Below are 20482 nucleotides of genomic sequence, written 5' to 3' on the forward strand. Positions count from 1 at the left end.
TTACTTTACTTCTTCGAAGTCAACATATTCACCTTCGTCTTTTGCGAAGATCTTCTTACGGTTGGCAGTTGCATAATCTTCCTCATTGGTATCATGCGACGACTGCTGTCCGCCAGCGTAACTGCTTGTCTGACGACGTTGTTCTCCCTTCTTTCCGTTACTGCTACCGCTACCGAACAACATATTCTTAAATGTGCGCAGGATAGAGAAACCCATCAGAAAAACTAACAGGATAAAGAAGAAAAACATTACAAACAAAAACTTAAACATAATATTCGTTACTTAGTTGGTTTAAAAGAGAAACACATAGACCAAACCTCTTGTTTAGTGTCTTTTGTTAAAAATAGACAAGAGGATATAGAGAAGAATAGTTCCGGCTATACCAAGCATACCGAAGAAAGCGACGAACAAGACTGCACAAACGACTAATATATAGCGCCTTTCATTGCCTTTCCAGCCAACCGACTTGATCTTTAGCGAGAACATGGGAATCTCAGACACAAGTAATAAAGAGGTAGCCAACGCTACCACCAGCGTAACCACGATAAACAAGACATTATTAGCCTGGCTCAACGGAGCTAAAGAGTATCCGGCCGAAGCCCAGAACAGGGCGTGTGCCGGAACAGGCATACCGATGAAAGAGGTCGTCTGACGTTCGTCGATATTAAACTTCGCCAGCCGCAAACCGGAAAAAGTAGGGATCACAAAGGCCAGATAAGGAATATAACGACCTATTTCCCCTAAAGGAAGACTGGCCTGGCTCAGCATCCAGAACACGATCATACCGGGTGCAACACCAAAACTAACCATATCCGAAAGCGAATCCAGCTCTTTCCCCATCGGAGAGTATGCTTTCAGCAAACGGGCGGCAAAGCCGTCCAGAAAATCGAAAACAGCAGCAATAATGATCCATATAGCTGCCCATAACAAATTTCCCTGCAACGCCACTACAGTAGCTATGCAACCGGATATAAGACTCAGGCAAGTAATTGAATTAGGGATATGTTTTCTGATATTCATTGTTTCGTATATTTTCCGGGTCTCATTCGCACGGACATTTGCCTAATCGTGCGATCGGAGTCTGATTACCGGTAACCTTCTGATCCATTTCGATCAGGACTTCCGTTCCCACTGGTAAATAAACATCTACACGCGATCCGAACTTGATAAAACCCATTTGTTCGTCTACATGACATTTCTCTCCTACTTTGGCGTAGGTAACGATACGCCGTGCAAGTGCCCCTGCAATCTGGCGTGCCAGTACGTCTACTCCGCTCTTCGTCGTGATAACAACAGCCGAACGTTCGTTCTCTGTACTGCTTTTCGGTAAATAGGCCGCCATGAATCGTCCGTTATTATGGGAAACGTGCTTCACTGTGCCGTTTACCGGAAACCAGTTGGCATGTACATTGAATACGGACATGAAGATAGATATCTGTAAGCATTTCCGGTGAAGGATCTCATTCTCCATCACCTCTTCAATCGCTACGATCGTACCGTCGGCGGGTGCAATAACCAGTCCTTCGGAGTCGTAAGGGAAACGACGGAACGGACTGCGGAAGAAATTCAGTACCAGCAGAAAGAGAATGGTCGATGCCGAAGCAACGGAATAGAACAACGTCTCCTTGCTGACGGTATGGTATAATGCGACATTCACGATAAACAACACCGTAAACAACGTAAGTAGTAGACCTGTTCCTTCTTTATGTACTTTCATTCTTTTTCTGAAACTGCGTTTTTATTACAATCTGCAAAAGTATTCATTTTTACGGAATAACAAAACAATTCAGTTGACAATTGACAGTTCGCAGTTGACAGATAAATGAATTGTAACCATAATTATGAACAAATGTCTGTCTATTGCCGTTTATCAGCTGTCGACCGGTACGATTTTTCCCTGTTCGACATACCAGAGGAAGCCTTCCACTTTGCCATAATCCATCTGGCGGATCAGCTTCATATAGTTCTTTACCTGGCTATGATGCCGCTTATCCTGTAGGTCTCCGAATTTATAATCGACCACCACGACTTTATCGTCCGATATCATTACCCGGTCAGGACGTTTCGACAACCCCTTGCCGAAAAGGATATCTACTTCGTTCAGCACACGGGCAGTCCCATCGTACCAGGGCAGGACTTCCGGTGTATCCAACAGTTCTTCCAGACGGGCGATCAGCGTTCCTGCTTCATTTTTATTGATCACACCAGCCAGACGGTAACTTTCCACGGCCGACTCTATGTCCGCACAGGTTCGTATCTGGCTCAACACTTCGTGCATCAATGCGCCGTGTTTACGCTTTTCATTATCGAAGAAAAAGCCTTTACCGTGCAGGCGAAGTTGCAGACGGTCGTCGGGAGAAATGGAGTTGATACGGATCATTTCCACCTCTTCCGGTGCCGAACTGTCGCTCTTGGCTGCTGACGGATGCCACCAGCTACCCAATTCGAAAAGACCGGCCTTCGTATCGAAGGAAGAGGGCAACGGCATTAGCGATTCTCCCTGTTTGGTATCCGTTACTTTCCAATGCAGGCCGGCCCAGAGAGCGTCGGCGATAGTCGATATTTTTTCCACTTCTCCGGTTCCTTCGTTAATCTTTTTAGGACGCGGGGAAAAGACGATCAGCTCTTCTTTGGAACGCGTAAAAGCAACATACAACGTATTCAGGTTATCGATAAAGGCATGAAGCCGTTCGCGGAAATAGTCTTCCGCAAAGATGGTATTCCCCAGCGACTGGCTGTAACGCACCGGAACCAGATGCAGGCGGTTGAAAGGTTGCGTCTCCGGCTTGCACCAAAGGATAACGGGCTTTGTCGGCTTATGGTCGATCTCCCAGTCTCCAAAGGGGATGATCACCACCTTAAAGCCCAGTCCTTTCGACTTATGGACGGTCAGGATACGGATCGCATTCTGCGCATCGGGAGTAGCGATCGTTTTCCGATAGCCTGCTTCCTCCCACCATTTCAGGAAACGGCTCAGGTCGGCACTTTCCTTCTGGGTATATTCGGATACCATATCGAGGAAGGCTTGTACGAATACCTGCTCATTATCCTGAAAATATCCGGAGAAAAGACGGAAAAGCCCTTCGGATATTTCATACAGCGACTGGCGGGAGAGAGCCAACAATTCAGTGGCGATCTCCGGCGGGAAATCCAATCCGGAAACAGGCACAGAGCAGACAGTCCCGTCTGCTGCGTCCACCGGCTCTCCTTTCAGTATCCGGTAGGAGTATAAGGCGGTTTGTTCGTTAATCTTATCTTCGGGGTTCTTCAGATAACGCAGAAGGGCGATCATAAATCGTACCGCAGGCGAGCCGCTGACGAACAGAGCCTCATCGGATATGATATCGTAATTGTAACGGTCGGACGGGTTTTCTTCCTTGTAGGAAAGCAATTTATCCGCCACCATCGCACCTTCCATATTCGTTCGAACCAGGATCGCTATATCTTTCAGCGCATACCCATTGTCCTGCAGTTGTTCGACCACCTGCGGCAAGCGGTCGAGGGCTTCCTCTTTCCAATCCCTGTCTTCATCACCGGAAAGAAATTCGATCCTGACATGCCCGTCCTTCTGCTGGAAGGGGGGCGGTACCTGTTGATAACTCCTATCATAAGCGGACATGATCTTTGTCAGAAAAGCTGCACGCTGTTCATCGCTGAGCGAAGAGGTCAGCAGGTTTTCATTGTATGTTGTCTGTAGGATACCGGGGATGGAAGTGAAAAAGGTATTGTTGAATTCCACTATATTACGGCAACTACGCCAGTTCTCCTTCAATGTTTCTTCCGTTACCTCTTCGGGAGAAAAGTCGGTTTGCACCTGCTCGTCCAGCAGTTTCCAGTCGGAGTTACGGAAACGGTAGATACTTTGTTTCACGTCACCTACGATCAGGTTGCCACGGCCGTGCCCCAGGCTTTCTTCTATCAGCGGACGGAAGTTATTCCATTGCATGCCGCTGGTATCCTGAAACTCATCGATCATATAATGATCCACATGGGTACCCGTCTTCTCGTAGATGAACGGGGCGTCGCTGCCACCGATCACCTTGTTTAGCAGTTCGGTGGTATCGGCAATCAGCATGACATTCTTTTCTTCCCGGTAAGAAGCGATCTGCCGGGAAACGTCGGTCAGGATGCCGAGGGTATAATAATAGCGGACTATTTCGCGCGCCGTATTATAAGCAGTCAGGTTGGAGAAGAGGGCGACAATATTCTTGATACAGTCATTCAACCCGTCTTCAAATGCACAGCCGATGATCTGGCGGATTCCCTGCGGGGTTGTCTTGGCGAAACAACCGTCCAGGTTATCTGCCAGGCTGATAAACGTAGCGGAAGGATCTTTCATCTCTCCCCGTTCCAACCGTTCGAGGAAGGTCATCGGCGAACGGCTACCTCCTTTGAAGTCGGTAGTCTTAAGGGCATATTTCCCCAGTATCTCCAGTCCTCTTTCACCCAGACGTTTAGCTTCGGCTTCTACCGAACGGATGATAGAGTAGAGATCGTTCTTATAGTTCTCGAGGGCTTCCTTATCTTGTATATCTTTTGCTACTTCGTCGCTCGAAGCCTTATAGCTTTCTTTAAACACTTCGCGACTCAGCGACATGATATCTTTACGCAGGTTCCATTCGCCACCGCTCTCGATCTTGTCTTCGGCAAAACGGAGAAGCCAGCCCAGAAGTTCTTTGCTTTCCGGCTTTTCCAGGTCGGCCAGCAGGTTGTCGATAGCGGAAGTCAGTACCAACTCCTGATCCATTTCGATGCCATAGCCACCCTGCAAACCGATCTCACGGGTAAAGGCGCGCATGGTCTGCTGGAAGAAACGGTCGATCGTACTGATATTGAAAGCCGAATAGTCGTGAAGAATATCCGTTAATATCTTACCGGCCTGTTTACGTACCTGTTCCTCCGTCAACGAATAGGCAGACTTCAGGGAGTCCACATAATCGGATTTCCGGCCGGACGAGAGGTTATACAACTCCTCTACGATACGGCTTTTCATCTCATCGGTCGCCTTATTGGTAAACGTCACAGCGAGGATACGACGGTATGCGCCCGCACCGGCGAATAGCAAATTCAGATATTCACCCGTCAATTTATGGGTCTTACCGGCTCCGGCAGAGGCTCTGTAAACAGTCAGCATAATTACATTATTCTATATGATCCGGGATTTAACGTATCCCTCTTTTTGCAATATCTCAAGAACTTTCTGGCGGAGATCGCCCTGTACGATAATTTCGCCATCCTTGGCGGAACCGCCTACCCCACATTTCACCTTCAGGAATTTGCCCAATGCGGTAAGATCGTCCGTTGTTCCACGGAAGCCGGTCACCAGGGTTACGGCTTTCCCGCCCCGGTTACGTTTATCCAACGAGATACGTAAGAGTTGTTTTTCTTTGAGAATCGTATCCTCTTCCGCTTCATCACCTGTATTATATTGAAAGTCGGGGTTGGTAGAATACATCACACCCAAACGATCTTTCCAGTCATTATTCTTCATTTTCTATTATTTTATCAACATCAAAGCTACAAATAAACGGGGAAATAACAAGATGAAACAAACGAAAAATGCCGCCTGAAAGAACAGGTGGCATAACGTACTGAAATCATTCTTAAAAAAGAAAGACGATCAACGGGTGATCAACACGGTAGCATAAGCCGCAATACCTTCCTGACGGCCTGTAAAACCGAGCTTTTCGGTTGTCGTTGCTTTAATGGATATATCTTCTTCGTCCACCTGCATCACCTCTGCCAGTGTTTGTTTCATCAGAGGGATATGAGGATTGAGCTTAGGACGTTCGGCTGCCACGGTGGCATCGATATTACCAAGTTCATAGCCTGCATCACGCAACAACTTCATGGTGTCACGCAATAATATCTTGCTGTCTATATTCTTATATTCTCCGGCTGTATCGGGGAAGTGATAACCGATATCACGCATATTCGCAGCCCCCAGCAGTGCATCGCAAATAGCATGTATCAACACATCGGCATCGCTATGGCCTAACAACCCCAACGTATGTTCGATCCGAATGCCACCCATCCATAATTCACGGTCGGGCACCAGCGCATGTACATCGTAACCAAAACCTACACGTATCTTCATATTAGTTGACAGTTTCTTATCTGAACAGGTTTTTGATACCGTCCATATCGAACGAGAGGGAGAAACGCAACGTCTGGTCTAACGGGTTACTCTGAACCGTACTTACCAGATAAGCAGCATCCAACTGGAACACACTCATACGGAAACCTGCTCCGACAGAGAAGTACTGACGGTTACCTTTATTGGCATTTTCATAGAAATAACCACCACGCAGGAAGAACTGCTCGTTATAGCTATACTCGGCACCGATAGATACCATCACCTCCTGTAACTCACCTTTGAAACCGTCGGGAGAATCACTGAAAGATTTAAAAATACCGGAGATACCGGATACATCATTATATTCCAGTTTCTTTTTGTCATACTCTTCACGTTCTTCGTCAGTTGCACCTTCCTTCAGATAAGGCAGACTCGGCACCAGATATTTACTCAGGTCGACATATAGACCGATCCGGTTAAAATCGTCGATCGGATAAAGTAAACCTGTACCCAAACGAAGAGTAGTAGGCAGGAACTCATTGGTAGTTCCACCGTTATAAGATATTTTAGTACCAATATTAGACACATTAAAACCTAAGCTCCATAAAGCCTCTGCCTGCCCCAGAACCACATACTTTTCCAGATAACCGGCAATATCGGCTGCAAAAGCATTACCAGGAACACGACTTTCATCTTGCGCATCCTGTCCCATATCCGAACGGATATAGCGCATGGCTACAGCCATAGAGTAAGATTCGGATAGCTTACGGCTATAACTAACGTCGAATGCCATTTCATAAGGACTTACCATATATCCTTGATCTTCCGTATTACCGGTACTATTAGTCGGTACATCCCCCAGTGAGAAATAACGCAACGAAGCGCCTATCGCCTGCAAATCACTATCACCAATCTTATAATATCCGGAAAGGTTTGCCAAGGCAACATCGTTAACCAATTTGCGCAACCAGGGAGTATAAGATAAAGAAACACCTGCTTTACTGTACATAAAAGCATACTTGGCGGGGTTCCAGTATTGTGAGTTTATATCCGGAGTAGTAGACGCTCCATTATCCCCCATCGCACCGGCACGAGCATCAGGTGCAATAGAAAGAGAAGGTACGGCTGTATTGACCGGAGCAAATTTACTTTTATCCTGTGCCCAGGTAGTAAAGACAGCCAATAAACTGAAAACTACTATAAGTGTACTAATTCTTAAATTCTTTATCATACTATATTCCTGTTAAATACGCGGCAAGTAACAAACTTACCTTACGAACATATAAACTGATTTTGTTTTACTTTATTGTGCGAGGATTATTAATTTCTTTGCTTCCGTCGCCTCCTTAGAACCACCGGAGCTGATCGCTGCACGGTATATATAAACACCCGGACGGAGCCGTCCGCCCCTGTTATTGGTCAGATCCCAGGTCACCGTATACGATTTGAAAAGCTCGGAAGAGCCTGTTTCCTCATGCCGCCATTGCAAGCGTCCAACCATATCGTAAACCATGATCCCAACAGTCAACTGGCTTTCCGGACGGTTATGGAACAGATGGAAAGTCACCTGTTCGCGAGCCGGCGTAGGTGAAGCAGTCAATTCCAGCAGATACGGTTTCAATCCTTCCACTACCTCAAACTCAAACTCCTGTGTTGTCGAGTTGTTCTGTATATCCCAGACTTTAAACTCTGCTTTATGCACTCCCGGAGTCAATGCCGGAAGCAGGTATTTTACAATTCCTTCTCCGTCGCTACCCGGTATCAGTTCATAATAACTGTTCAGGTTAAAACTCAAAGACGGATTACCGTCGATGATCAGCATCATATCATGTCCGATACTGCTGCCTGTTATATTCACACCACTCTTATCCCAGAGACGGGCCACAAAGAACGGGGTCGTATTGACCTGACCGCCACTGACAAAAGTAGAATCATTCAGATAAAGTGTACGGATTTCCGGGCCGTCCTGGTCGTCGTCCGCATTATCGTCGGTACCGCCGACCCGGTAATTAAGGTAAGCACCCTGCGCCTCGACATTAGTCGTTTCATCCGAGGCATACAGGTTCATCTTTCCAAATTCGTTCGAATAGGAGATATCTTTAGGCACAGTAAAGGTGAAACTGAATTTTCCCGAACGGACGGAGTCGTTACCGATAAAGAGAATGTTCGAGTAGTCCGTATACTTGAAGGTCTTACCTATTTTATTATTATCCAGTGTCTCGTAAGAAACACGGCTATCCAGAACAGTCGGGTTCAGCAGACCGGAAAAGCCTGTTGCCACGTTTCCTTCCGGGTTCAGCACTTCACCTTCTACGGTTATTTTCTGTAATGCTTTAAAAGTAACGGGCTCACTCGTTACCGGGTTTCCGTTTATCGCCGTTATGTTCATACGATACTCCGGATAGGAAAGCTTCAATGCCGGGTCACCGATCAGGGCAAATCCCAACTTATAACGGCTTGAACCTAGACTTTGCTTGGTTGTTTTCATCACTTCCCCCAATGTCAACCGGCGCCCGTTCTTCTTCTCGAACAAATTACGGATCAGGTTATCATTGATCGTGAAGTTCGGACTGGAATAGGCCACACGGGTAGTCGTGAACAATCCGATACCGCCACTTACCTTATTCAGGAAGACCTGCTCACCGGCAGAGGTTACCGGAGCATCAAAACGGCAGAAGTCGCAAGTAGCCGTGATCCAGATCGGCAGACGGGTATAGGTGGATTTGGTAATATCACTTTCCGTCAAGACCTGTTCGTCACTCCAGGAAACTGTATTTCCGTGCCCCGTATAATTGATCAGCAACTGACCGCTCTTAAGGAGTTTCTGGATATCTGTCTTCACGACCGGATACGTACTCAGCCCTCCGGAAATATCTTTCTTATAGGCATCGAAATAAATCTTATTCACCAGAAACTCGGGATGGCTGGTATTTATATATTCTCCCAGGGCATCGGCCTGTTCCGCATGTTGTATCATATAACCATCGGCTCCGTTACCATCGTCCGCCACAAAGCAGACATTGTTTTTCCACGATCCGGTCTCCTTATTATCCATATAATTGATGACCTTATCCACCATGTTGGTCGCCTCGGTCACTGTCCGCACCGGGAAACGCCCGATACCGATATCGATCTTCGAGGCCAGCAATCCCTTGCCGTTATTGCTATCGTCGAGGAAACCGAAGTAGTCGTCTATCACATACGATTTATCATCCAACGACTCGTCCGTCTGGTAAGTCAGCAACATATTACTTGTCGTCACATTCTGCCAGCTCGATGTAAGGAAACGGTTATCGAAGGCACCGTCACCGAAAAGAAGCAGATATTTGGGGGCATCGCTCTCGGAAGTCTGACGGTCATAGAACATCTTCATAAAACGGCGATAGGCAGTCGCATCCGGGGTTCCGCTGGAAAACTCGTTGTAGACAACTTCAGGAGTAACTACCTGAACCGACAATCCGTCACGGTCGCGGTGTGCTTCCGCCAGACGCTCTGCCTGGCTCGTCAATCCCGGTTGTGCAAGGATGATCATATCGGTTTGAGGTAAAGCATGCAAGTCCTGGTTTGCCACATCGCCCACTACTTTCGGAGTCGGGAGTGTCTGATTACGCTGTACCAGAGCAAACTCTCTTAATGTTCCCGAAGGAATGGAGAAGGACAATTCGCTTCCGCTCAATTCCGTTTCCATCCGTTTCGGATTTATAGGATCCGTCACATCAAAAACCAATGTGTTGGCATTGGCATTCTGAACGACAAACCGGGAAGAATTATTGACAGAAGCCAGGCTGCGGAAGAATGTGCAAGCGCCATAAGGCTGTAACTCGCGCACCATCTGCAAACGGATAAAGTCGAGATACACATTTTTATGTCCGTACTGTCCGTATCTTACATTGACTTTGGTATTTGCACTTTTCTCACCTTTCCAATCAGCCACTTCATACGCCAGGTTCGCTTTTGTATATTCATCGCTGGAAGCACTGTAACTGATTGTTCTCGATATCAGTTCACTGCCTCCTATGCTCAAAGTGACACTCCCTGTACCGCTGGTAGGCTTTGCTATAAAACGCAGCGTCACCTTACCGTCGTCATTGGTGATCCCTGTGATACCATTAAATGAGAAATCCCTCGAAAGGGTCATATCCATTGCTTCGCCAAACAGCTCACGTCCGGAGTTATTCACAGAAACCAGGTCTTTTTCATGTACCCGGTAATCATCGAACGTCGTTATTTTCAGGGCAGCACCTGCTGCGGAAGCAACAGTCTCCATTTCCTTCGTTGCCGTGGCATCCGTCAGGAAATAATAACCATACTGAGAATATGGATTATTGGTATGGACAAAACATCTGTTTGTCGTATCATACGTCCACTTTACCACTCCGCGCCCGTAGAACAGCAGGAAATCGTCACCACGCCAGGTTGCCACAGCCGGTACATCATCGATGTAAGTGTTTGAGAAATCTTCATCCAGTATCCAACCGCCATAACCATGCACGGAGACTTTCGCCGGGTCGGAGAACCCCATCGAACGAAGATCGGAATAAGAAAGTTTATAAATGCCGTCTTCTTCCACCTGCACCTTCACCCATTTACCGGACGATAAAGCCGATTTGGCAGCATAGCGGCTCCCATCAGCCCAGGCGGAAGTAAGAAAACAAATACTTATTATTAACGTATATATTATTCGTAACATACTCTTTTTCAGATGACAGTTAATAGTTATTCCAGCCTTCATTACCGTGCGTGAAACTTAACTGCCGATGTGCTACTTGCCAACTGCCAACTATTTCACGTGGAAATCCAGAAGCTTCCTTTCGCCGATATATCCCTGCAAATGATCATCGATCTTAACAGGCCCTACCCCTGCCGGAGTTCCTGTAAATATCAGATCTCCGATTTTGAGGGTAAAGAAACGGCTCACATAAGCGATGATCTTGTCGACCGGGAAAAGCATATCCGAGGTATTCCCCTCCTGCACATTCTTTCCGTTTATATCCAGATGAAACGGGATACGGTTCACATCCCCCACCCTGTCCAATGGCACAAACGACCCGATAACAGCCGAATTATCAAAAGCTTTACTGATCTCCCAGGGTAATCCTTTCGCACGCAGCTCTCTTTGCAGGTCACGGGCGGTAAAGTCGATACCGACTGTTACCTCACTATAGTAACGGGATGCAAAACGCTCGGCGATATTCTTACCCAGCCGGTCTATCTTTACAACGATCTCGGTTTCATAATGTATCTCCGACGAAAAATCGGGGATAAAAAACGGTTTGCCGTCTTTCAACAAGGAAGAATCGGACTTCATAAAGATAGTAGGCTCCGATAATTCTAACGAATGATGCAGCTCTTTATTGTGCTCCGCATAATTCATTCCTACTGCTATAATCTTCATTTCAGTGATTTATTGAGTTCAAACGATTAAACATGACAGCCAGATGGGCATACATGGAAGTATTCTGCACGACAATATGCTCCGGTACGCGGATACGGAACGGGGTAAAGTTCCATAAGGCCTTGATCCCTCCGGCGATGATCTGTTCGGTTACTTCCTGTGCCTTATCTACCGGCACAGTGATCACTCCGATCGTGGCCCCGTACTCTTTTTGCTTGGCCGGGAAATCATCCAGATGAAAAACAGGTATCCCGTTGATCACCGTACCTGCCAGCTCCCTGCGCACATCGAAACCGGCTACAATTTCCAGTCCGTACTGATTTAATCCGGAGTCCTGCAACAAGGCAGCTCCCAGGCTACCGACACCAAACAGGAACGCTTTATGCTGTACGGTAAAACCCAGAAAGTCTTCCAGGACATCCACCAAAGTACAAATCTCATAACCTACCCGGGTCTTACCGGAAATATTCACAAAAGAAAGGTCTTTTGCCACCTGACTGGGATCTACATTAATCTCTTTAGCAATCTGGGTAGATGATACAAAAGTCTCCCCCTTACCTTTCAAGAGCTTCAGGAAGGCAAGATACCAGGGCAGTCTCCGGAGTGTCGGCTCCGGCAGTTTCCAGGCTTGTTTCATTTCATCGTTGGCCATTATCTTTATACTTATTAATGCAGCTCACAAAAGTACAATTTTTTTCTTTCCGACAGGGTCTATCACTAATAAATAAAAAAAACCGCATACCCAGTTACGGATATACGGCCCTTCGTATGACGGATAATCTATTTGAAAGATTATATATTTAAATTCTTTCCAGCACAGCAACAATAAAGTCCCACACTTTCTGTACGGACGGGATACTCACGCGTTCGTCTGGTGAGTGCGGATGTTCCAGATCCGGGCCGATGGAGATCATATCCATCGCAGGATAAGACTCCTGGATGATACCACATTCCAAACCGGCATGCATCACTTTTACCGACGGTTTCTTACCGAACAGGTCTTCGTAGGTCTGCTGCATCACATTCAGGATCGGGGAATTGATATTCGGCTGCCATCCACCGTAAGCGCCGCCGTATTCCACTTTGGCACCAGCCAGAGCGAAGATACTTTCCAGGCTTGAACAAACGGAAGCTTTACGGCTCTCGGAAGAGCTGCGCACCAATATCTTTATCTCGATCAGCTCGTCAGACGACCTGACGATCGCCAGGTTGGAAGACGACTCCACCGTACCGGGGAAATCGTTCAACATGCTGATCACACCATTCTGGCAACCTTCGATCGCATTGATCAGGTCGTCCTGAATTTCTTCCGGAATCAAGGTTGCAGGCAGATCGACCATTTCAGCAGTAAAACTGATATTATTTTCGATACCTCTGTATTCTTCGCGGAACATATCCTGATAGTCGGCAACCATTTCCCACAACGACTCTACGTTATCACCGGGAATCGTAATTACGGCAAAAGCCTCCCGGGGAATCGCATTACGAAGCGAACCGCCTTCGATAGACGACAGACGCGCACCATAATCGCAAACCGCCTCTTTCAGGAAACGGAACATTAATTTATTGGCATTCGCACGTCCGAGATGGATATCCACACCGGAGTGGCCGCCTTTCAACCCCGTCAGGTTCACCTTTACAGCGACGTCCCCTTCGGGTACATATGTATCTTCTTTAAACTGTACGGAGATATTCAGATCGGCACCGCCGGCACAACCCACAAACAGTTCGCCTTCCTCTTCCGAGTCGCAGTTGATCAGCGTATCCCCTTTCAGGAATCCGGGTTTCAGGCCGAAAGCGCCATCCATACCTTCTTCTTCATCTATAGTGAAAAGAGCCTCGATCGGGCCATGTTTGATAGTCTCGTCCGAGAGCACAGCCATGGCAAAAGAAGCTCCGATACCGTTGTCGGCACCCAGTGTAGTATCACGGGCTGTAACCCAGTCGCCATCTATGTAAGCATCGATCGGATCGGTAAGGAAGTTATGCTTTACGGAAGCATTTTTCTGGGGAACCATATCCAGGTGCGATTGCAGTATAACGGTTTTATGCCCTTCCATTCCGGGGGTTGCAGGTTTGCGGATCAGAACGTTTCCTACTTCATCCCGCAAGGTTTCCAATCCCAATCCTTTACCAAAAGCTTCTACATAACGGGTAACTGCTTCCATGTGTCCCGTAGGACGAGGGATCTGTGTGAGGTCATAGAAATAACCCCAGACATGCTGCGGAAAAAGATTCTTGATTTCTGCTGACATAGTTTCTTCTAAGTTGACAGTTGACAAATGATAGTTGACAGATAAAATGGCAACCGGGATATTGACAACCAGATTAATAAATTATATTAGTAACAAACTTATTCTATAAAAGGATAACCAATGGAGTTTTTTTAACAGCCAACCATCACTCGTCGACTGCCAACTGCACATTGTTATCTCTATTGGTAAGCGGCAGAGCCACAATACCGAACAGACCGCAAATCACCGTCCAGGCCGTTTGCACTGTATGAACCACGAGGGCAAAAGCAGCAGCATCATTTTCATTGACACCGAAGCAAACCAACGTAGCGATCACCATAAAATGCCAGGCACCGATACCCGCCTGAACCGGAACAGCCACACCGATACTACTCATAGTAAAGGCGATCAGGCCGACCTTTATACCCAGGTCGCGCGTAAAGTCGAAGGCATAGAATGTGATATAGAAATAACAGAAATAACCGCCCCAGATCAACAGGGTCTGCACCAGGAAAAGGCCTTTCCGCTTCAGTAACCAGACGCTCTTCATTCCGTCCCACACATTCAGCAACAATGACTTTGCTTTCTGCACCAGCGTAAAGTTACTCATATATTTGAAAACAAACCAAATTCCGACCACTAAAATTACTGCAATGACATAAATCCATAGAGAGTCGAACATTTTCCGGAAGCCATCCAGCAAGGCCGGGTTGCGTGCAAAAAAGCTGACAAAGAAGTCGAAATTGAATATAAAGATCAGCAAAGTGATCGATCCGACCACTACCGTATCGCTCACACGGTCTATCAGGAGAGTCCCGAAGAGCTTGGTAAAAGGTATCTTATCATATTTGGTGATTATTCCGCAACGCCATACCTCGCCCACACGGGGAAGAACCATATTCACGGCATAATTACCCAATACAGCATAAACGACGTTACTCATCTTAAAACGCTCACCCAGCGACGAGATAAGCAGTCCCCAGCGAAGCCCGCGGACAATATTGGCAAACAGGCCGAACAACAAAGAGACCAGGATAATATCGTATCTCACTCCCTCACGGATCACCCGCCATATTTCGGTGACATCCATATTACTATATAGAAACCACAGCAATAAACAGCCAAAAGCTAAGGGTAGAAATATCTTGACAAACGTTTGTAGGATACTTTTAAAATTCATTCTACGTAGGTTACTTTAAATTATTTGTTGTATTTTTGTGCACCCGCAAAGATAAGCATTATATTTTAATACAAATACTTTACATCAAAGAACTGGATGAGATTAGTTAAGCCAAAGAAAGCATTAGGACAGCATTTCCTGAAGGATTTAGATATCGCCCGGCGCATAGCCGACACACTGTCCGACTACAAGGATTTACCGGTTTTGGAGATCGGCCCGGGGATGGGTGTGCTCACCCAATACCTGCTGGAAGCCGGCCACGACCTGACCGTTGTGGAGTTGGATATGGAGTCGGTAGATTACCTGGAGCAGAACTTCCCCGCGCTTGAAGGACGTATCCTGGCAGAGGATTTCCTGCGGCTGGATCTATCCAAACTATTCCCCGGCCAGTTCTGCGTCATCGGTAACTATCCGTATAATATATCCAGCCAGATATTCTTTAAGGTGCTCGACTTCAGAGAACATGTACCCTGTTGCTCGGGGATGATACAAAAAGAGGTGGCCGAACGCCTGGCAGCCGGCCCGGGCAGCAAGACATACGGCATATTGAGCGTGCTGCTGCAAGCCTGGTACACGGTCGAATACCTCTTCACGGTGAGTGAAACCGTATTCGATCCGCCCCCAAAGGTAAAGAGCGCCGTGATCCGTATGGTACGGAACGACCGGAAAGAGCTGGGTTGCGACGAAAAACTATTCAAGACAGTCGTCAAGACCTCTTTCAACCAACGACGGAAAACACTCCGAAACTCAATGAAGCCGTTGCTGGGAAAAGACTGTCCGGATTATGCATTGCCCATCTTTAATCAACGGCCCGAACAATTATCGGTCGAGCAATTCGTTGAATTAACACTGATCACAAACAAGTGGTTGCAACAGACAGGGACAATACAGAAAGAATAAAAACAGGAAAATAAACAAGATATGAAACGAATAGGAAAAATGATCCGGTCGCTATTTCCATCTAACAAGTACGGATGGATGACTCTTTTATTTTTCCTTCTTCTTTTGCCTAACCTTGTAGTGATGTTCCGGTCGAGCGACCTGGCCGGCGACATCCCCAAGCAAGTAGCCTACCTGTTTTTCTCCTGCCTGATCCTGACCGTCCCGGCATTGCTGTTCAAGGCCAGGGTTTATTTTGCCCTGTCGAGTCTTTTCCTGATACTCAGCCCGATCGAGATCGGACATGTCATCCTCAATAAGATGCCGATATCTATCGGCCTGATGTCGGCTATCCTGAACACGAACAACCAGGAAGCCTTCGAACTCATCTATTCCCTGAAAGGATATGTCCTTCTTTTTATCCTGATCCTTATCCTCTATTATTGGGTATTGTTCACCCGGATAGAGAACAAACCGATATTCACCGGAAAAGGGAAGATAGTCGTATTCAGCCTGTTTGCCCTTTTCAATATCGCCCTATGGGGAACAATGTGGAAGATGTCGGATTATACCGACGGGGCAGTCTACCGCATGCGGGCGGCCAATTCGAATTTTCTGATGAAATATAAGAAGGTATATCCCTGCGACCTGCTGGCGGCCACCACCGAAGTTTTCGCAATGGAGCGGGAAATCGACCGGATGCAGGAACAGCTGAAAGACTTCTCCTTCCGGGCCGAACGACAGGACACCCTGCCCGGAAAAGAGATTTACGTATTAGTGATCGGTGAATCCAGCCGCTACGGCAACTACTCGTTGAACGGGTACAACCGCCCTACTTCCCCGCTACTCGACAAACAGGAAAACCTGGTTTCTTACAGCAAAGTACTGACAACATCGAACCTGACCAATATAGCGATCCAGCAGATACTCACCCGGGCAACCCCGGATAATCCGGATATCGCCTACAAAGAAAAAGCGCTGCCCGATGCCTTTATCGAATGCGGTTTCAGCACAGCCTGGCTGGCCAGCCAGTCGTCGAGCGACCGTTTCGTGAAACGCATCACAGCCGACATGGACTATACTTTCTTCTCGACTACCGATTTCGATTCTGCCGACAACTACGACGGGAAGCTATTGCCCCACCTCGACTCGGTATTGAGCCTGGACAAACAGAAGCAGCTGATCGTGATCCACACGCTGGGAAGCCATTTCCGCTACAACGCCCGCTACCCGGAATCTTTCTGCCGCTTCACGCCCTCGCTGCATGACAACACCGGATACGACGTAGTCAGCCCGTCCAACAAAGAAATACTGGTGAACAGCTACGACAACAGCATCTGTTACACCGACTACGTACTGAATGAAATCATCCGAAAGGTGAACGACGAAAAGGCTGTCAGCGCCGTTGTCTACCTGTCCGACCATGCGGAGAACCTCTACGACGACGAACGCAACCTGGCGGTGCACGGCAATACGGAACCCTCTATCTACGAATTGCATATCCCGCTATTTATATGGACTTCCGCCGCCTACCGTGACGCACGGCCGGAAAAAGCAGAAGCCATCGAAAATCATAAAGAGAAGAAAGTAAGCACATCCAATCTGTTCCATTCGTTCCTCGACATCGCCGGCCTGTCTTATCCGGAAGAGGATAAGGGAGAAAGCGTTGCCTCACCGGAATTCAGAGAAGACAGTGTATGGTATATACTAACACCGGACAAGCGTCTGATAAAGAAAAGTGACTTATGATTGAACTAACGAAAGACTATATCGAAAACTTAAAGAGTATCATCTCCGCCAAAGATGATGCCAAAGCACAGGCGATGCTCCACGACCTGTACCCGGCCGATATCGCCGAGTTATACCAGGAACTGAACCTACAGGAAGCTATCTATCTGTATCTGCTGATGGATGGCGACAAAGCAGCCGACGTCCTGATGGAACTGGATGAAGAAGACCGTCATAAGTTACTGAAAGAGCTACCTAACGAATTGATCGCCAAACGCTTCGTCGACAATATGGAGACCGACGACGCCGTAGACCTGATGCGTGAACTGGACGAAGACACCCAGGAAGAGATCCTTTCGCACATCGAAGACGTGGAGCAGGCGGGCGATATCGTCGACCTGTTGAAATACGACGAAGACACTGCCGGTGGTTTGATGGGTACGGAAATGATCGTGGTCAACGAGAATTGGAGTATGCCCCAGTGTATCGAAGAAATGCGTAAGCAGGCCGAAGACATGGACGAGATCTATTATGTATATGTGATAGACGACGACGAACGCCTGAAAGGTGTTCTCCCGCTCCAACGGCTGATCACCAACCCGTCCGTTTCCAAGATCAAACATGTGATGAAGAAGGAGCCTATCGCGGTACGCGAAAGCGACAGCATCGAAGAGGTGGCCGAAACGATCGAGAAATACGACCTGGTAGCCTTGCCGGTAATAGACAGTATCGGTCGCCTGGTCGGACGCATCACCATCGACGACGTAATGGACGAAGTACGCGAACAGCACGAACGTGATTACCAGTTGGCATCCGGTATCTCGCAGGACGTGGAAACTTCGGATAATGTATTCACCCAGACGGCCGCCCGTCTCCCGTGGTTGCTGATCGGTATGATCGGCGGGCTGGCAAACTCCGTCATCCTCGGCGGTTTTGAAGGGAATCTGGCGAGCAACCCGAAGATGGCTCTCTTTATTCCGCTGATCGGTGGTACGGGAGGAAATGTCGGGATACAATCGTCAGCTATCGTGGTACAGGGTCTGGCCAACAACTCACTGAAACAGGATAACATTCTTCCGCAGATATTGAAAGAAGGAATCGTCTCGCTTATCAACGCCAGCATTATCAGCCTGGTCGTATTCGTGTATAACTTCTTTATGCTGGGCGACAAAGGGATAACGGCATCCGTCTCCCTGAGCCTGTTCGCCGTCGTCATGTTCGCCAGTATCTTCGGAACCCTTGTCCCCATGACGCTCGACCGCCTGAAGATAGACCCCGCATTGGCTACCGGCCCGTTCATCACGATTACGAACGATATTATCGGGATGATGATTTATATGTTTATTTCTTCGGCGTTAACATAAGGCCTGTTCGGTAAGGTGTGTTGGGTAAGGGCGGTTCACGAACCGCCCCTACGGGTTAACCTTGTTTCTTTCTTCCCAACAGGAACCCCAGTAATTCCATGATAAACTGAAGGATCGTCCTCACCTTGTTTCCTTTCTCACTCATACGCTTTCATTATTTAGATTATACACCAGGGGTACCAGCGACTGTGCAATGCTTTCCAGCATCCTGCAATACGTCTCACGGTTATCCCCGTTCACTTCACTGATATACCGGCTGTAAGCGATCTCACGGGCATACGCCCGGGGGTAATGGCTCACGGCGGCCGCCTGTTTGTAGACAGTAGAAATCAGGCGGGCGAAATCAAGAAAACTGTTTTCAGGCCGGTCGTAACGGCGGAACAGCAGGCCGTCCGGCTTATCCGGATCCGTCTTGCCGCCATGCCAGTAAGCATTGGTAACGCCATAGCCCGTCAGCCCGAAAAAGTTATTGTAGCGGGTAGCCAGGGTGCTCTCACCCCAGCCGGTTTCGATTGCAGACTGAGCCAGGATCACTACCGGGTTCAGTCCGTACAACTCACCCGCCAGACGCGCGGCGGGGAAGTACTTCGAGGTAAATGATTGCTTATCCATACGTTGCGACCGGTTCTATGAATAACTACTCGATCACGGGGCGATCGTCTTCACCGCTGCCGCTACCGCCACCTTCCGACGGCTTCGACTCTTCGAGCTTGAAACGTTCGCTCTTGGCCGTCAGGATCAGCTCACGCAACTTCGGCCCGGGGCGGAAACGAAGGCGGGCGCGGTACAACATACTGGAAGAGAACTCCTCCGCAGTAACACTTCCCGAACTGGTCTGCACCAGCTGAAACGTGCCCAGCTCGCCGCATTGCACCACCTCTCCGCGAGCCAGAAACAAGAGAAGGAATTTGATCAGGCGGTCTATCACCACCTTCACATCACCACTCGAAGCGGTGGAGCTATCAGCAACGATACTGCACAACTCCTCGAAGGTACATGTCCCCGTTGCCCGGGTCTGCGCATAGTGGAGTTTCTCTTTCCCCGCTTCCACATTTTTACTCAGGTTCTTTCTAAGAACCAAATGAAATTGTAATGGCATAACTTAATTGTTTTTAGTTGATTATTAATTACATATCAAAGATACGACACCCACCTCCCCACCTTGTAGACAGAGGTGACAGGGTGTGACGAAGCGACATTTTATTTCCGATAAATTTCTAATTGCCATTAGTGGTAAAAAAGGAGACTCAATGAGGAAACATTAAACCAGAATAATTTCATATATCCATTGATTATTCGTACCTTAGGAGATATAAAACAATCACACAATGGGAAATACATCCTTTGAAATACGAGCCTACGGAGTAGGTGAGCTGGCTGAGCTTTACAGCCCTCATATGAGCCGGAGAGGAGCTATTATGCAACTTTGGCGGTGGATCAATTATCATGGCGTGCTGAAAGCGAAACTGGTCGAGCTGGGCTACCGTCCCGGCATCAGGTGCTTCACGCCTAAACAGGTGGAATGTATCGTCGAACATCTGGGAGAACCCTGAAGAAGCCGAAGGGAGAAAAATACACGGAATGACTGCGGCAACAGTTTTCAGTGGCTGCGGCAGCCGGTAAAAA

General features: G+C 47.7%; 18 protein-coding genes. 4 read left to right on the forward strand and 14 right to left on the reverse strand.

The window, feature by feature from the left end:
* The 12 genes from HMPREF1536_RS06990 to HMPREF1536_RS07045 form a co-directional block, all read right to left on the reverse strand.
* Window positions 1–270: a DUF4834 family protein gene (locus HMPREF1536_RS06990; RefSeq protein ID WP_028727222.1), complete on the reverse strand. Its 270-nt coding sequence runs from the start codon at window positions 268–270 to the stop codon at window positions 1–3.
* Window positions 271–324: 54 nt separating this feature from the next.
* Window positions 325–1020: a CDP-diacylglycerol--serine O-phosphatidyltransferase gene (gene pssA, locus HMPREF1536_RS06995; protein WP_028727223.1), complete on the reverse strand. Its 696-nt coding sequence runs from the start codon at window positions 1018–1020 to the stop codon at window positions 325–327.
* Between the two features lie 22 nt (window positions 1021–1042).
* A complete protein-coding gene (locus HMPREF1536_RS07000; RefSeq protein ID WP_028727224.1) occupies window positions 1043–1717 on the reverse strand; it encodes a phosphatidylserine decarboxylase family protein in 675 nt (224 codons plus the stop codon).
* A gap of 153 nt (window positions 1718–1870) precedes the next feature.
* Window positions 1871–5134 (reverse strand): UvrD-helicase domain-containing protein, encoded by a 3264-nt coding sequence (locus tag HMPREF1536_RS07005; RefSeq protein WP_028727225.1) that lies wholly within the window; start codon window positions 5132–5134, stop codon window positions 1871–1873.
* Window positions 5135–5146: 12 nt separating this feature from the next.
* Entirely contained in the window at window positions 5147–5491 is a 345-nt protein-coding gene (locus HMPREF1536_RS07010; protein ID WP_028727226.1) for a translation initiation factor, read from the reverse strand.
* 129 nt (window positions 5492–5620) lie between these two features.
* Complete coding sequence (ispF, locus tag HMPREF1536_RS07015) at window positions 5621–6097, reverse strand: 2-C-methyl-D-erythritol 2,4-cyclodiphosphate synthase (RefSeq protein ID WP_028727227.1); 477 nt, start codon at window positions 6095–6097, stop codon at window positions 5621–5623.
* Window positions 6098–6113: 16 nt separating this feature from the next.
* Window positions 6114–7307, reverse strand: coding sequence for a type IX secretion system outer membrane channel protein PorV (porV, locus tag HMPREF1536_RS07020; protein ID WP_028727228.1), 1194 nt, complete (start codon window positions 7305–7307; stop codon window positions 6114–6116).
* Window positions 7308–7379: 72 nt separating this feature from the next.
* A complete protein-coding gene (porU, locus tag HMPREF1536_RS07025) occupies window positions 7380–10766 on the reverse strand; it encodes a type IX secretion system sortase PorU (protein ID WP_028727229.1) in 3387 nt (1128 codons plus the stop codon).
* Between the two features lie 90 nt (window positions 10767–10856).
* Window positions 10857–11471 carry a fumarylacetoacetate hydrolase family protein gene (locus HMPREF1536_RS07030; RefSeq protein WP_028727230.1) on the reverse strand — a complete coding sequence of 205 codons (615 nt, stop codon included), beginning with the start codon at window positions 11469–11471 and terminating at the stop codon, window positions 10857–10859.
* A 1-nt stretch (window position 11472) separates the two neighbouring features.
* Entirely contained in the window at window positions 11473–12123 is a 651-nt protein-coding gene (locus HMPREF1536_RS07035) for a redox-sensing transcriptional repressor Rex (protein WP_028727231.1), read from the reverse strand.
* A 148-nt stretch (window positions 12124–12271) separates the two neighbouring features.
* Window positions 12272–13726 (reverse strand): aminoacyl-histidine dipeptidase, encoded by a 1455-nt coding sequence (locus HMPREF1536_RS07040; RefSeq protein ID WP_028727232.1) that lies wholly within the window; start codon window positions 13724–13726, stop codon window positions 12272–12274.
* Window positions 13727–13871: 145 nt separating this feature from the next.
* Window positions 13872–14885: a lysylphosphatidylglycerol synthase transmembrane domain-containing protein gene (locus HMPREF1536_RS07045; protein ID WP_028727233.1), complete on the reverse strand. Its 1014-nt coding sequence runs from the start codon at window positions 14883–14885 to the stop codon at window positions 13872–13874.
* A 96-nt stretch (window positions 14886–14981) separates the two neighbouring features.
* Between HMPREF1536_RS07045 and rsmA the strand changes: the two genes are divergently transcribed.
* Genes rsmA through mgtE form a run of 3 tightly spaced genes read left to right on the forward strand, consistent with a single transcriptional unit; the run spans window position 14982 to window position 18856 of the window.
* The gene (rsmA, locus tag HMPREF1536_RS07050) at window positions 14982–15785 is read left to right on the forward strand and encodes a 16S rRNA (adenine(1518)-N(6)/adenine(1519)-N(6))-dimethyltransferase RsmA (protein WP_028727234.1); all 804 of its coding nucleotides are present in this window, start codon (window positions 14982–14984) and stop codon (window positions 15783–15785) included.
* A gap of 21 nt (window positions 15786–15806) precedes the next feature.
* Window positions 15807–17513, forward strand: a complete 1707-nt coding sequence (locus tag HMPREF1536_RS07055; RefSeq protein ID WP_081693285.1) for a phosphoethanolamine transferase — start codon at window positions 15807–15809, stop codon at window positions 17511–17513.
* Window positions 17510–18856 carry a magnesium transporter gene (gene mgtE, locus HMPREF1536_RS07060; protein WP_028727236.1) on the forward strand — a complete coding sequence of 449 codons (1347 nt, stop codon included), beginning with the start codon at window positions 17510–17512 and terminating at the stop codon, window positions 18854–18856. Before HMPREF1536_RS07055 ends, mgtE begins: the two co-directional genes overlap by 4 nt.
* Before the next feature lie 141 nt (window positions 18857–18997).
* Here the strand turns inward: mgtE and HMPREF1536_RS07065 are convergent, their stop codons facing one another.
* The gene (locus tag HMPREF1536_RS07065) at window positions 18998–19468 is read right to left on the reverse strand and encodes a glucosaminidase domain-containing protein (RefSeq protein WP_028727237.1); all 471 of its coding nucleotides are present in this window, start codon (window positions 19466–19468) and stop codon (window positions 18998–19000) included.
* A gap of 25 nt (window positions 19469–19493) precedes the next feature.
* Window positions 19494–19955, reverse strand: coding sequence for an HU family DNA-binding protein (locus HMPREF1536_RS07070; RefSeq protein ID WP_028727238.1), 462 nt, complete (start codon window positions 19953–19955; stop codon window positions 19494–19496).
* Window positions 19956–20184: 229 nt separating this feature from the next.
* On the opposite strand from HMPREF1536_RS07070, the gene HMPREF1536_RS07075 reads away from it, so the two are divergent.
* Window positions 20185–20409, forward strand: a complete 225-nt coding sequence (locus HMPREF1536_RS07075) for a DUF4248 domain-containing protein (protein WP_028726340.1) — start codon at window positions 20185–20187, stop codon at window positions 20407–20409.
* The last annotated feature ends 73 nt before the right edge of the window (window positions 20410–20482 follow it).

Origin of the sequence: Parabacteroides gordonii MS-1 = DSM 23371, assembly GCF_000969825.1 — a bacterium.
GTDB classification, from domain to species: Bacteria; Bacteroidota; Bacteroidia; order Bacteroidales; family Tannerellaceae; genus Parabacteroides; species Parabacteroides gordonii.

Coding starts and splice junctions, on each gene's coding strand:
- HMPREF1536_RS06990 (WP_028727222.1), bottom strand. CDS start 270: ATGTTTAAGTTTTTGTTTGTAATGTTTTTCTTCTTTATCCTGTTAGTT.
- pssA (WP_028727223.1), bottom strand. CDS start 1,020: ATGAATATCAGAAAACATATCCCTAATTCAATTACTTGCCTGAGTCTT.
- HMPREF1536_RS07000 (WP_028727224.1), bottom strand. CDS start 1,717: ATGAAAGTACATAAAGAAGGAACAGGTCTACTACTTACGTTGTTTACG.
- HMPREF1536_RS07005 (WP_028727225.1), bottom strand. CDS start 5,134: ATGCTGACTGTTTACAGAGCCTCTGCCGGAGCCGGTAAGACCCATAAA.
- HMPREF1536_RS07010 (WP_028727226.1), bottom strand. CDS start 5,491: ATGAAGAATAATGACTGGAAAGATCGTTTGGGTGTGATGTATTCTACC.
- ispF (WP_028727227.1), bottom strand. CDS start 6,097: ATGAAGATACGTGTAGGTTTTGGTTACGATGTACATGCGCTGGTGCCC.
- porV (WP_028727228.1), bottom strand. CDS start 7,307: ATGATAAAGAATTTAAGAATTAGTACACTTATAGTAGTTTTCAGTTTA.
- porU (WP_028727229.1), bottom strand. CDS start 10,766: ATGTTACGAATAATATATACGTTAATAATAAGTATTTGTTTTCTTACT.
- HMPREF1536_RS07030 (WP_028727230.1), bottom strand. CDS start 11,471: ATGAAGATTATAGCAGTAGGAATGAATTATGCGGAGCACAATAAAGAG.
- HMPREF1536_RS07035 (WP_028727231.1), bottom strand. CDS start 12,123: ATGGCCAACGATGAAATGAAACAAGCCTGGAAACTGCCGGAGCCGACA.
- HMPREF1536_RS07040 (WP_028727232.1), bottom strand. CDS start 13,726: ATGTCAGCAGAAATCAAGAATCTTTTTCCGCAGCATGTCTGGGGTTAT.
- HMPREF1536_RS07045 (WP_028727233.1), bottom strand. CDS start 14,885: ATGAATTTTAAAAGTATCCTACAAACGTTTGTCAAGATATTTCTACCC.
- rsmA (WP_028727234.1), top strand. CDS start 14,982: ATGAGATTAGTTAAGCCAAAGAAAGCATTAGGACAGCATTTCCTGAAG.
- HMPREF1536_RS07055 (WP_081693285.1), top strand. CDS start 15,807: ATGAAACGAATAGGAAAAATGATCCGGTCGCTATTTCCATCTAACAAG.
- mgtE (WP_028727236.1), top strand. CDS start 17,510: ATGATTGAACTAACGAAAGACTATATCGAAAACTTAAAGAGTATCATC.
- HMPREF1536_RS07065 (WP_028727237.1), bottom strand. CDS start 19,468: ATGGATAAGCAATCATTTACCTCGAAGTACTTCCCCGCCGCGCGTCTG.
- HMPREF1536_RS07070 (WP_028727238.1), bottom strand. CDS start 19,955: ATGCCATTACAATTTCATTTGGTTCTTAGAAAGAACCTGAGTAAAAAT.
- HMPREF1536_RS07075 (WP_028726340.1), top strand. CDS start 20,185: ATGGGAAATACATCCTTTGAAATACGAGCCTACGGAGTAGGTGAGCTG.